We start from the raw sequence: 13132 nt of genomic DNA on the forward strand, positions 1-13132 counted from the left end.
GGTTAAATGGGGAGGCTCATGCGATAAACCTGAGAAAAGGGTCCGAAAACGGATGTCCCGCTTCGAAGAGGTGCAGCTCATGGTCCTGCAGAAGGCAAGTTTCCAGGTCTGAAATAATTTTTGCGCTGTCGATATCCTGGCCGATAAATACTATTTCATTATGTCGGTCCCCCCATTGCCTGCTCCAACGGGACTCAATTTTCTTCATGTTGTCGACATAGGCAGCATAGCGGAGTCTTTGCGAATGGGGAATGCTCCACCACCAGACGCCGGCTTTTTCCATACGGGAAGAGCCCCCTGCCTGCGAGAAATTCAGGGCGTCACCGGGCCTGGAGGCCAGCCAGAAAAGCCCCTTTGCCCGGATAACGCCGGAGGGATAGTCGTTATTAAGGTAACTCCAGAACCGTTCCGGGTGAAAAGGCCTGGCATTTCGAAAAACAAACGATCCGATGCCGTATGCTTCCGTTTCCGGTGCATGATGACCGGACTCGAGCTCTTTCCGCCAACCTGCAGAGCGCTCGGCTTCTTCAAAATCGAATAACCCGGTGTTTAACAGGGCGGCGGGCGCTACTTTCCCGAAGGAGGAAGCCAGTATTTTTGCGCCGGGGTTGAGCCTGCCGATCGCCGCTCTGAGCAGCCCCACTTTTTCCTCGCTGACCAGGTCTGTTTTGTTGAGGATGATCACGTTGGCAAACTCGATCTGGTCGGTGAGCAGGTTGACAATTGTCCGCCGGTCTCCCTCCATATCAGTGAGCTTCCGGTCGGCCAGCAGCTCGTCGGAGCCGAAATCTTTGAGAAAATTGTAACAATCCACTACGGTTACCATCGTGTCGATATAACTGAACCGGGACAGGTCAATCCCGTTTTCCTGGTCGACATAGGAAAAGGTCTGGGCTACCGGGACAGGTTCACTGATGCCGGTGCTCTCAATAAGCAGGTAATCGAACCGGCCCTCCCGGGCAAGTTTTTCCACTTCAACCATCAGGTCTTCCCGGAGTGTACAGCAAATGCACCCGTTGCTCATTTCCACGAGCTTTTCCTCCGTCCTGGAAAGGGTATTTTCATTTTCAACCAGCCTTGCATCTACATTTACTTCGCTCATATCATTAACAATCACCGCCACTTTTAATCCTTCCTTATTATGCAGGATATGGTTCAGCAGTGTGGTCTTGCCCGCTCCGAGGAACCCGCTCAATACGGTTACCGGCAGTTTTGTCCTAATGGTCATGTCTGTAATCTGGGTTTATATTTGCAACATTGTTGCAAATATAAACCAACCCTATATTTTTGCAATAGTGTTGCAAAAATATAGGGCTATTCTACTGCTTTTATTACGCTATTTGCCCCTCGTGGATTTCTTCGGAGGGTTTTGCCGGAATTTGGTCGCGTTCTGAAAGCTCACCGAACACTTCCGTCAGCGTGTCGAGGCGCATGCCCTCCATTACGGGTATGCGTTTTATTTCGTTCTGGTGTAACCAAAAAAAAATCCGGGCTTGCCTTTCCTGCCGAAAACGCCTGGTCCGGTATTGTAACAAAAGTAGCTGTACGGGCTGGATACATTAACCAGCTTTGTATCATCAATTTCTCAAAAGCCATATCAGCTATGCTCTTTCAGCACATATGTATGACAAAAGTCTTTCACTATGAAAAGTCCCGCCAAATTTAACACCATCCATTAGCCTCTTATTATTCATTAGAAATGCACGACTTTATCACCGGGCCATGGCCCTGGTATGTTGCAGGACCGCTCATCGGCCTGACAGTACCCGCCCTTTTGATCATGGGCAACAAATCATTCGGGATCAGCTCCTCGCTCCGGCACGCCTGCGCCGCCTGTATACCGGCGGGGATCCCTTTCTTTCAATACAATTGGAGAAAGGAGGCATGGAACCTCTTCTTCGTTTCGGGCATATTCATCGGCGGGCTGATAGCCGGCCGTTACCTGGTAAATCCCGAAAACGTAAGGATCAATGCTGACCTGGCAAACGAGCTGGCAGGCTACGGCATTACCGACTATAGCAACCTGGTACCGGCAGACCTGGTGAACTGGGCGACGCTGTTTACGGTAAAAGGACTTATTATGATGGTGGGCGGCGGTTTTTTGGTAGGCTTCGGAAGCCGTTATGCAGGAGGATGTACGAGTGGGCACGCTATTATGGGACTGTCGAATCTCCAGGTGCCTTCCCTGGTCGCTACCGTTTGCTTTATGATCGGCGGCGTTGTTATGGCCAATTTTATACTGCCGCTTATCCTTTCACTCTGAATCCTAAAAAGAAACACGACCATGTCAACCCCACGGGAAGTAAACGACAACATAGAATTACAGCCGGCTGACCACGACAGGCAGTCGCGTGCCACTGACGCGATGTGCCTCAACGAAAGCCGACTCGAACATAAATGGTATCACAATCTGAAATACCTGGTTGCGGGGGCCGTATTCGGTATCCTGTTTGTCAAATCTGAAGTGATCAGCTGGTTCCGCATCCAGGAAATGTTTCGGTTTCAGTCGCTCCATATGTATGGGATTATCGGAAGCGCAGTCATAACAGGTATTGTTTCGGTGGCACTCATCAAGCGGTTTGATATCCGTACCCTATACGGAGAGCCGATCGTGTTGTCACCCAAAAAATTCGGCAAAGGCCAGGTTTACGGCGGCCTTATTTTCGGGTTCGGATGGGCGCTTACCGGCGCCTGTCCCGGCCCGCTGTTCGCGCAGATCGGTACAGGCGCGACGGTCGTTGCCGTTCCGTTGCTGAGCGCCGTTGCAGGTACCTGGGTCTACGGCTATTTCAGGGAAAAACTCCCGCACTAGCAGTTTTTATGTCGGTCTCAAACCGCCTCAAATGCCGGCCAGCGACTACTGAAAGAGGGAAAATACGTGTTTCTACGTATCTTGAAATATCAGCGTTGACGCGCACGAATTGCCCGATTCGATGGGGTTACTTTGTAACATCAAATCAAAAAAGGCAATGAAAAAGATTTTCGTTTTATTCTCTATTGTTCTGCTTTCCGCAGCAGAAGGTCAGTCGCAGGCTGTTCTGGACAGGTTTCACGATAAGGCCAGAAGCCGCGCCGAACAACGGGCCGACCAGGCAATGGACCGGGCTATAGACAAGGCGGAAGAAGCCATTACGCAAAAGCCTGAAAAGAAAGAAAGCGGCAAAAATGAGCAAAAGGAAACCGCGCGCGCCCTACCGGCGAATGAGGCGGGTGCTGCATTTAAAAGCTACTCGTCGTACGATTTTGTGCGCGGCGAAAATGTAAAATACGCCGAAGATTTCTCGCAGGATGTTATCGGGGAATTTCCGGTGCATTGGGCCACGAACAACAGGGGCGAAGCCGTTACAATTGACGGTCTGCCTAACCAATGGATGCGCATGTTTATTGGTGAGTTTGTGTCCCCGGAGATTAAGAAACTACCCGAAAGTTTTACGGTCGAATTTGACATGCTGCTCACCTATATGGGCAATGACGAACAGGATTTTGGCGCGATCTTTCCTAAATTCGAATGGCAGCTTTTACAATTGGCGCCCGGCGGGGAAAGCGCGCGTCTTTTTGCCCAGGGCGGGAATGAAATAAGTAAATTGAGCTTGGTAGTTCAGCCGGCTTACGAGGACCGTTCTTCCATTTATATCCAGAGCTATGACAAAGGCAATATGTATTTTGAAGGGGGAAACAAAGACCTGAAAAAATTCAGCAATAATTACCGGAAGCCGTTTCATGTCGCGATTTGGGTTCAAAAACAACGGTTGCGTTGCTGGATCAACGAAGAAAAAGTATACGACATTCCCCAGGCAATAGCCCCGCAAACCGCATTTAATCACCTGGGCTTTTTAATGTCGGACAACAACCAGGAAGAAAATGTCGGTGTGTTCGTTTCAAATATCAGGATATCGGAGGGCGCCGCGGATATGCGCAGCAAGCTCATTACGGAAGGAAAGCTGGTAACCAACGGCATTCTCTTCGATTCCAATTCGGATAACATCAAGCCGGAGAGCGCAGCAGTACTGAAAGAAATCGCTTCGGTGATGAAAGAGAATACACAGGTCAGGGTCAGGATTGAAGGATACACGGACAGTGACGGCGAGGACGCAAAAAACCTGGACCTATCGAGGCGCCGTGCGGAAGCGGTGAAAAATGCGCTCGCAAGCGTGTATAAGATAGACGCTTCCAGAATGGATACGAAGGGAATGGGTGAAGCAAAACCAGTTGCCGACAACACCACCAAAGAAGGCAGATCGCAAAATCGCCGCGTTGAATTTATTAAATTATAACCCTATATTTTAAATACGGGAAATGTTGCACTTCCCGGTGACGAAAGCATTTTACATATGAGACAGGAAAGCTAACTTTGGGCCGTTGTAACCGGCCCTTTGTAATGAACAGGATTTCTGCTTTACTTTTTGCTTTTTTATTGGTTGTCAGTTCGATATCGGCCCAGGATACGGAGGAAGCAGGAATTCTTTCTGCCCCGGACGATTCCGCCAAGATAGTCCGGCTCGCAAACTATACCTATAGCTTTGTAGATTCCGACAAAAAAAAGGCGGCGCGCCTTTATGATGAACTGATGCGCCTCAGCAAGAAATTAAACTATCCGTACTGGTCGGGAATGGTTTGGTTCAACCGGGGGTACATGAATGCCAAAGCCGCAAATGATGAGCAGGCAATGCGTGATTTCGACTCGGCTATCGCTTATCTGAAGAAAACGAACCGGGTGGATATGGAGGCATATTGCCACCTGAATATTGGTGCAATAGCAGGCAGGCTTGGCAAAATTGATGAAAAAATCAGCCGGATTTCGGAGGTGATCCGGCTTTTGGAAAAGACAAAATACCAGGATATTCTCGCGAACGCGTATAGCGGTATGGGTGTTTTGTTTTTCAACCTCGACGAGTACGACAAAGGGCTGGTATACTTTCAGAAAGGAGCGCAAACAGCGGTCCAGGCGAAAGATACCGCAACGTTGGTGGAGACGCTCTATGGTATGACCAACTGCCTGTCGTCCCAGGGGAAGTTTGCCGAGGCATTGAAGAACGGCAATGAGGCTGTCCGCCTGGCGGCCTTGCAGGGAAAGGATTATAACCTTAGTGTTGCCCACAACAGCATGGCCGAGCTTTACCGAAAATGGGGCAAAGCCGGCCTGAGCATTGAGCACGCCAGGCAAGTGCTGCAGTACGCCATTGCCTGCGACGATGTGCAATACCAGTTGATCGGCACGTTGGGGCTTGCCGACGGCTACCGCATCGCAGGGAATTTCCGGGAAAGCATCCGGTACTACAACAAAGCGTTGCAGCTGGGAAAGGAAAAGGCGGTGGTTATCCAGCTCGATGATATTTACAAAGGATTATCCGAGGCTTACGAACACCTCGGTGAGGACGCAAGGGCTTTGGACCTCTATAAGAAATTTATCGTTTATCGCGACAGCGCCGGCAATGAAAAAATCAGGAAAAACGCGGCAGAGTTGGAAGTGAAGTATAAAACGGCAGAAAAGGAAAAAGTTCTGTCCCAGAACAAGCTGCTATTGGCCCAAAAGGATTTGCAGCTTCAAAAGAGCCGAAGCTATATCTATTACGCTTTCGGCGCTTTTGTTTTGGTGTCCCTGGTCGCGATCCTGCTTTACCTGCAAGCGAGGTATAAAAAACTGTCGCATGCCAGGGAGTTGAAGTCGATCCAGCAGCAGAAGGAGCTGCAGTTGCTGCAGGCACTTATGCAGGGCGAAGAAAAGGAGCGAAGCCGTATCGCCAAAGATTTGCACGATGGTGTGGCCGGTATGCTGGCGGCGGCAAAAATGCACCTGAGCAGTACCGGGCCGGCAGACGGACTTTCGGAAGACGAAGGTTACCTGCGGGGTATGAACCTGTTAAATGAAGCCACGGACGAAATCCGCAAAACCTCGCATAACCTGATGCCCGAAATATTGTTGCGGCACGGACTGGATATTGCGCTGGACCGTTATTGTGAGCGGGTCAGCAGCAACAGGGGATTGAAAATCCAGTATGATTCCTGGGGAGAGATCGGCCGTTTTACGGATAGTTTTGAATTGTCGCTCTATCGCATCGTCCAGGAATTGCTCAACAACGTGATCAAACACTCGAAAGCCACACAGGGAATGGTACAATTGACCCAGCACGACGACGTGCTTTCGATTTCCATCGAAGACAACGGGGTAGGGATGGGGACAGAAAACGGCTCCAGGGATGGAATGGGTCTGCATAGCCTCCAAAGCAGGGTCAAAGCAATGAACGGCAAAATCGACATAAAAGAATCGGATGAAAATGGCTTTTCGGCCTACCTGGAATTTGAGGTGGTGGATATCAAAAAGGAACTGGCCGCATGAAAAGGATTGAAGTGGCCATTGTAGACGACCACGCGGTGGTAATAGACGGCCTCGTGGCAATGCTTTCTTCCTGCGATGAGATCCGGATTGTCTATACCACACACAACGGAAGGGATTTGCTCGAATACTTACAGGCAAATGTGCCCGATGTATTGCTGATGGATATCCAGATGCCTGAAATCGGCGGTATTGAATTAGCAAGGCTTGTTTTGCAGCGGCAACCGAAAGTGAAAATTATTGCCTTCAGCAGTTTTGACGATTCCGGCTACGTGAAAAGTGTCATGCGAAAGGGAGCCAAGGGCTACCTCCTGAAAAACTCGGATAAGCAGACGATCATCCGGGCGATCGGGCGCGTGATGAGCGGGGAAGAATTTTTGGATGATGCCATCAAAAATATCATCCTGCAGGAGACGATTACGGGGCGGCGCAGATCCATTTACGAGATACCGCTCACCAAAAGGGAAAAAGAACTGGTGAAGCTGATCGCCGAAGGCCATTCGAGCCAGGAAATTGCCGACAAATTGTATATTAGCCTGAGAACGGTCGAAACGCACCGCCTGAATATCAAACAGAAAATGGGGGTAAAAAATACGGCGGGCCTATTGAAGGAGGCCGTAAAAAGGGGTTTGATCGATTAAATCCCGCAGCGGAAGCCGTGATGGAAATGATTCCGGAAATAAGCGGTTCCAGGCTTCAATCATTCCGCTCCGCTAACCGGGTTCCTGATCTCATTCGGGTTTTTACCGAATATTTTTTTGAATTCCCGGCTAAAATACCGGTTGTCTTCAAAACCTATCATAGTGGCTACTTCACTGACGAGGTAAACGCCGGACTCCAGCAGTTTACGGGCTTCATTGAAACGGATTGATTTTACAAAGTCATTGACCGTCATACCGGTAAGGGACCGCAATTTCCGGTATAGTGCAGACACGCTCATCGCCATCTCCCTGGCCAGTTCATTGACGCCAAAATCCGGGTCGGAAATGTTTTCGGCCACCAAAGTTTTAAGCCTTGCAATAAACGCCTCGTTCAGGTCCCGCGCAAGGGAGTCCCCGCTGTCCTGCTCCTGAAACAGCGACCTGCGATAGCGTTCCATCAGGTTGTCTCTGACGCGGATCGCGTTGTCGATCTTTAATTCCAGAATTCTGGGGTCGAACGGTTTGGTGAGGTAGTCGTCTGCCCCGCTTGCCAGACCTTCGATAATCTGCTCGTTTTGGGTGCGTGCCGTCAGCAGCACCACCGGTATGTGAGCGGTGGCGGTAGTGTTTTTAAGCTCACTGCATACCTCCAGGCCGTTCATTCCGGGCATCATGACATCACACAAAACCAGGTCGGGAATGTGTTCCCTGGCCAGTTCCAGTCCCTGCAGGCCGTTTGAAGCTTCGAGGGTGTTGAACTTCCCGCCCAGAAGCTCCCTGATAAATGCGCGCAATTCATCATTGTCTTCTATCACCAGGATCGTGTTGCCTGTTTGGGGCCGTTCGGCCGTACCGTTGGCGGTGACTCCCGCCGTTTCAGTAAAGACAGGGACAATTTCTCCAGTATCTTCGGATTTGATTTCGTCCGGGGAAAAATGACGTTTATTTTGCCGCAAGTGAACGGCGAGGACCGTGCTGCCCGGCTCCGGTCCGCTTGCCGGCCGGCTTTCGGCGGTAAGACGGCCACGATGCTGCTCTACAATTTTTTTGGACAGCGCCAGCCCGATCCCATAGCCCGGTTTTTCGGAATCCGCCTGGTAGTAGTAGGTAAACAGTTGTGCCAGGTATTCTTTGGCTATCCCTTTTCCGTTGTCTTCGACAGAGATGTGCACTTCGTCCGGCGTTTCTGTAATGCATACCCTCACCTTTCCGCCATCCGGCGTGAATTTGTAGGCGTTGCTCAGCAGGTTATAAAATACTTTCTGCATCTGGGCCACGTCAAACCAGAGACGTACTTCGGTTTCGGGGCAGACAAGCACCGTCTCTATGTCTTTTTCTTTGGCAAGGTGCTCAAATGCAGAGAGGACGCTTTTGATGATTTTGACGACGTCATACGCCTGTACCTGTAGCCGGACGTTGCCGCTCTGTATTTTGCGGAAGTCGAGCAATTCATTGACAAGCAACATGAGCCGGTCGGAATTGTTACGTGCGTAGTTGAGGTTATTTTCAATATTCTTCCCCGTTTTGAATTGCTCGTAAACCCTTTCGAGCGGACCGCTGATCAGCGAAAGGTGTGTCCTGATTTCATGAGAAACATTGGTGAAGAAATCGAGTTTGGCCTGGTTCAGCGCGTTTTCCCTTCTGAATGAGCTGCGGAGCCAGAAAAAACGGGTAACGGTGTAGACGATCAGAGCTGTCAGAAGAAGATAGCTCAGGTAGGCGTACCAGGTTTTCCACCAGGGGGGGCGGACGGTAATTTTAAGCTGAAGCGGCTTAGGGTTCCGGTAGCCGTCTCCATTGGCTGCTTCTACCAAAAATGTATAGGTGCCCGGCGGCAGGTTCATGTACGTGGCGGACGGCACCGGGGCATCGTTCCATTCCTTGTCGAACCCATCCAGCCGGTAGCGGTATTTATTCTGATGTGAGCGGGCAAAGCTCAAAAGAGCGAAATCCAGGGAAAATATGTTCTGGTCATGTCTGAACACAATCTCTTTCACCCGGCTCACGTCCTGTGTCAGTATGCCGGTTTCATCGTTCGCCCTGACTACTTTATTAAAGAGCCTTAATGAACTGATTACGAGCGGGGCCTGCTTGTCGTTCGTTGAAACCTGGTGCGTGTTCACAGAAAACATTTCCCGGGTTGTATTGAAAAACAAGGTGCCGGTGCGGTCTTTCATCGTCGCATTCAGTAATAACAACGCGTTTTTGGGCAGTCCATCCTTATAGCCGTAAGACTGCAGCGTTTTTTTGTCCGGATGGAAGCGAAGCAGGCGGTTCCCATTGCTAATCCATAAATATCCGTCCGGATCGGATTGGATGTCGTCCCCGCTAAGCGGCAGCCGGTTAACGTCATCCCGGTATAGGTCGAATCGCCGGGTACCGGGATCATATAGCCTGATCCCCTGAAGCGTTGCCAGCCAAATTCTTCCGGCGGGGTCCTCTGCTATTCGCCACACAAATGCATAACCCGCATTTTCCGGGGAAACAGTTTGGTTCAACAGGATCTTTTCGGCCTGCTCCGTTCCGTTCCGGATCAACCAAACCTGGTTATCGTCGCCTCCCCAGATATTCCCTTTCGAGTCTTCGAGGAGACTGCCCAGTACGGCTTGTACACCGGTGTCATGAAAAGTTGCCGTTTGTTTGTCGAACCGGAGCAGCCCGGGACCGCCGCCGACCCAAAGCCTGCCGAACCGGTCCTGGATGATACAGAGAACCCTGCTCCGGCCGTTTGGGACTACCAACCGGCTTGGGAACGGGTAGTCTTTCCGAAGTCCCGTCTTTAAATCATAGCTTCTCAGCAGCGTGTTTTCCGCGCACCAGATCACGTCTTGCTCATCAATGAAAAAATGGTCAATGTTTTTTACGAAGCCTGCGTCCAGGCTGTAGCCGACGGTTTTGTTAGTGGTTCTGTCAAAAAGTACGACCTGCTTCTTATCCTGTGCCATCAGCCAGGGTCTCTGGTCGGGTGTAAGCCCCATCAGGCCTCCGTTGAACCGGTCTTCAGCGGTATATTGATGGTTGAAAGGCCACCTTGAAAATACCGGGGACGACAGGTTCAGATAGTCGATTGCCGAATTGGTAGTACCCAGCTACAGACCGCCTTCACGATCCCGGAACATCGACAGGATGGCATTATTAGCCAGGCTTCGGTCATCTGCCGGATCATTCATATACCATTGTGACTTCTGATTGTTTTTGTCAAAATCCACCAGGCCCGACATGGTGGCTATCCATATCCGCCCGTCTTCTCCGGGAGTAAAAGAAGAGATCACCGGCCAGCCGCCATTCGCGTCCGTGAAGTTTTCGATCAGCCGGAATTCATGCGTGGAAATATCGAACTGCATCAGTCCGCCGGTCTTGAGGCCGAGCCAGAGGCGCCCTGAACGGTCATTGTAGATCTGGGCGAAATTGTTGGTTGCCGGTAATCTCGGGTCCGGGCGCACCGTAAACACCTTTTGCGTGTCGCCGTCCAGCATAACCAGGCCCCTGGAGGTTGCAAGCCACAATTCGTTTTTTGCTCCCGTAGCAATACCGCGTACAACGTAGCGTGGCTCACCCGGCCTGGTTTGCAGGAAATGCGTAAAGCTGGTCCGGCCATTTTTAGTCTCGACCCGCTCCAGTCCGCTCATCGTTCCTACCCAGATGTTCTTTTGCTTGTCTTCCGCAATACAATTGACCTCAACGGTACTAATCGAGCCGGCCGCTTTTTTATCCGGCTTATAGGTCCGGAAGGTCTCGTTTTTGCTGTCGTACTTGCTCAGCCCGCCCAGGCTGCAAACCCAGAGTGCTCCCCGGGAATCACAAAAAACAGCGGTGGTATACGTGGAAGGCAATGACGCGGGATCTCCCGGAAGGTGTTTGAATACTTTGAAATTCGATGCGTTATACCTGAACAGTCCGCCGGTGGATGCATACCACATAAACCTCAGGCTATCCTGGGATATGGAGTAGATAAAACTTTGCGGAGCGCCTTCATTATCAGAAAAGTGACGGAAAACCTGGGCAAGGCCGGTATGGGGCAGGCAAAATTCCCGGGCCAGAAGAATCAACAGGCAGACAGAAAATTTTACTGTATTCAATTTGAATTTTATCGAAAAACTCCGGCCATTTAATGTGGCTCAAATGGGTATACGGTAAACCAGATGGATATCCGTGTAAAGATACTCAAACTTCACCCAATAAAAACCGGAGCGTTTTGATTCGCGGGGTTGAACTTTTCCAGGCAGGCCTGCTTGTAGTTCCTCCCGATGGGAATCCTGGTATTTTCTACCACCAGGTAATTGGGGTTATAACCTTTCACCTTGTTCAGGGGAACAATAAACGAACGGTGCACCCTCAAAAAGGCGCGGATAGGCAGCAAATTTTCCACCGAGCTGATCTTCTGCTTGGTCAGGTAGGTGCCCTTTTTTGAAACCACTTTGATATAGTCCTTAAGGCTTTCAATCCACAGGATTTCATCGGTGTCCAATTTGATCAGCTGGCGGTCTATACGCATGTAGATATAAAAAGGCTGGGAGGCTGCAGCAGGAGCCGGAATTTCAGGTAAGGGCTGCCCGGCTGCCTGTAACTGGTGCAGGCTCATCACTTTATCGACGGCCCGGAGAAAACGATCGAAGGGGATTGGCTTTAGCAGATAATCCACTGCGTTCAGCTCAAACCCTTCTACGGCATATTCCTGGTAGGCTGTAGTAAAAATGACCAGGGGAGGTTTTTGCAGGCTCCTGACAAGGTCGGTTCCTGACAAGCCGGGCATACTAATGTCGAGAAAGATCAGGTCTACATTGTTTTTTTTAAGTTCCTGGAATGCCTGGATGGCGTTGCTGAATGTTGCCAGCAGTTCCAGCCCCGGAATTTGCGCTACATACTTTTTAATTACTTCGACCGCGTGGGGCTCGTCGTCTACGATCAGGGTTCTTATAGACATGGTATTCGTCCGGTCAAGGGGCCAGGTTAATAGTCAATACGGTTATGAAGCAATCCTGCTCGTCGAAAAAAGCGAGTGAGTGCCGTCCCGGGTATAAGAGGCTCAGGCGTTTGCGTACATTTTCGATGCCGATTTTACCGGCGGGGTTGCCTGCAGGCTCATTTGTTTCGGGCTTGCTGTTACTGACATTAAAGGTAAGATCAGTTCCCTGAATATGTAACTGGATATTGATCCACGGAGTTCCTACGGTAGTTGCGGTACCGTGTTTAAAAGCATTTTCCACCAAAGGGAGCATAAGCAAGGGTGTAATCTGGAGCATACCTGTATTTTCACAAATGAACACGTTCAGCTCAAGGCGGTCCTCATACCTGATTTTTTCAAGTTTGATATAATCCTGTAAAATCTCGATATCCCGCTTCAGCGAAACCAGTCGCGCGGTGCATTCATACAGGGAATACCGGAGTATATTGGAGATCCCCAGCACCACTTCCGGTGTTTTATCCGATTTGTCTAACGAGAGCGAATAGATATTGTTGAGTGAATTGAAGAGAAAATGAGGGTGTAGTTGCGCTTTTAACGAATCAAGCTCGGCCTGTAGCGCAGACTGTTTCCGTTCATGCGATAACGTAAACAGCCTCAGTGTTATCCCGATCCATACTACTGCGTTGCTTCTTTCGATGGCCGTTGCGAAGAAAATCGGGTTGAACAGTTGCTCGGTGCGACTCATCTGCATTCTACCCCAGGAAAAACTGCTGTCGCTGTGTTTATAAAACCAGTAGATGTACGGATCCGTTACAAAAATCTCGGCGATCCTGTAGATAAAAGCGATTAAAGCCATTAAAGCCAGGGTAACCAGAAAGGCGTTCAGGTAACGGCCTTTGATATAGAGGTTTTTGACGACCAGGTAATCAACCAGGTAAAAATAGAGCATATGCACGGGTAAAAGCATGGCAATTACTTTTACGCCGAGCTCGAAACTTTCGTAAGCGGTGCCGTAGATATAGGTCAACAGCAGGAAAGCGGCAAACCAGAAACCTGCATGTTTCAGAGCGGGGTGTTTCGTCGTCAAGGTCAACGATGTTTGATTGCCTCAAAATTAACAGGTAACGTGTAAAACAGGTGGTATTGTAGACAGAATCAACTTTTTGTCGACGGAAGTCCGCTTTTGCAGAAAGCCGTGAGGTTACCCGTATCCGGGTGCCGCTCATCGACGTTTTTTACCCTTCGCCTCCG

10 protein-coding genes are annotated in these 13132 nt (G+C 50.1%); 5 read left to right on the forward strand and 5 right to left on the reverse strand.

Going from position 1 to position 13132, the window contains the following annotated elements; translation table 11 throughout:
• Nucleotides 1-16: 16 nt before the first annotated feature.
• Nucleotides 17-1228 (reverse strand): GTP-binding protein, encoded by a 1212-nt coding sequence (locus tag ABD852_RS15510; protein WP_345030533.1) that lies wholly within the window; start codon nucleotides 1226-1228, stop codon nucleotides 17-19.
• Nucleotides 1229-1699: 471 nt separating this feature from the next.
• On the opposite strand from ABD852_RS15510, the gene ABD852_RS15515 reads away from it, so the two are divergent.
• The 5 genes from ABD852_RS15515 (at nucleotide 1700) to ABD852_RS15535 (ending at nucleotide 6975) form a co-directional block, all read left to right on the forward strand.
• Nucleotides 1700-2263, forward strand: coding sequence for a YeeE/YedE family protein (locus ABD852_RS15515; protein ID WP_345030535.1), 564 nt, complete (start codon nucleotides 1700-1702; stop codon nucleotides 2261-2263).
• A gap of 102 nt (nucleotides 2264-2365) precedes the next feature.
• Entirely contained in the window at nucleotides 2366-2812 is a 447-nt protein-coding gene (locus ABD852_RS15520) for a DUF6691 family protein (protein WP_345030575.1), read from the forward strand.
• 157 nt (nucleotides 2813-2969) lie between these two features.
• Complete coding sequence (locus ABD852_RS15525; protein WP_345030537.1) at nucleotides 2970-4274, forward strand: OmpA family protein; 1305 nt, start codon at nucleotides 2970-2972, stop codon at nucleotides 4272-4274.
• 104 nt (nucleotides 4275-4378) lie between these two features.
• The gene (locus ABD852_RS15530) at nucleotides 4379-6337 is read left to right on the forward strand and encodes an ATP-binding protein (RefSeq protein WP_345030539.1); all 1959 of its coding nucleotides are present in this window, start codon (nucleotides 4379-4381) and stop codon (nucleotides 6335-6337) included.
• The gene (locus ABD852_RS15535) at nucleotides 6334-6975 is read left to right on the forward strand and encodes a response regulator (RefSeq protein WP_345030541.1); all 642 of its coding nucleotides are present in this window, start codon (nucleotides 6334-6336) and stop codon (nucleotides 6973-6975) included. Before ABD852_RS15530 ends, ABD852_RS15535 begins: the two co-directional genes overlap by 4 nt.
• 59 nt (nucleotides 6976-7034) lie before the next feature.
• Here the strand turns inward: ABD852_RS15535 and ABD852_RS15540 are convergent, their stop codons facing one another.
• The 4 genes from ABD852_RS15540 to ABD852_RS15555 form a co-directional block, all read right to left on the reverse strand.
• Nucleotides 7035-9953 carry a hybrid sensor histidine kinase/response regulator transcription factor gene (locus ABD852_RS15540; protein ID WP_345030543.1) on the reverse strand — a complete coding sequence of 973 codons (2919 nt, stop codon included), beginning with the start codon at nucleotides 9951-9953 and terminating at the stop codon, nucleotides 7035-7037.
• Between the two features lie 111 nt (nucleotides 9954-10064).
• Nucleotides 10065-11054, reverse strand: a complete 990-nt coding sequence (locus ABD852_RS15545) for a ligand-binding sensor domain-containing protein (RefSeq protein ID WP_345030544.1) — start codon at nucleotides 11052-11054, stop codon at nucleotides 10065-10067.
• A 92-nt stretch (nucleotides 11055-11146) separates the two neighbouring features.
• Nucleotides 11147-11899 (reverse strand): LytR/AlgR family response regulator transcription factor, encoded by a 753-nt coding sequence (locus ABD852_RS15550; RefSeq protein WP_345030545.1) that lies wholly within the window; start codon nucleotides 11897-11899, stop codon nucleotides 11147-11149.
• A gap of 13 nt (nucleotides 11900-11912) precedes the next feature.
• Complete coding sequence (locus ABD852_RS15555) at nucleotides 11913-12968, reverse strand: sensor histidine kinase (RefSeq protein ID WP_345030547.1); 1056 nt, start codon at nucleotides 12966-12968, stop codon at nucleotides 11913-11915.
• Nucleotides 12969-13132 lie beyond the last annotated feature (164 nt).

The organism is Ravibacter arvi, assembly GCF_039540405.1.
Lineage (GTDB): Bacteria > Bacteroidota > Bacteroidia > Cytophagales > Spirosomataceae > Ravibacter > Ravibacter arvi.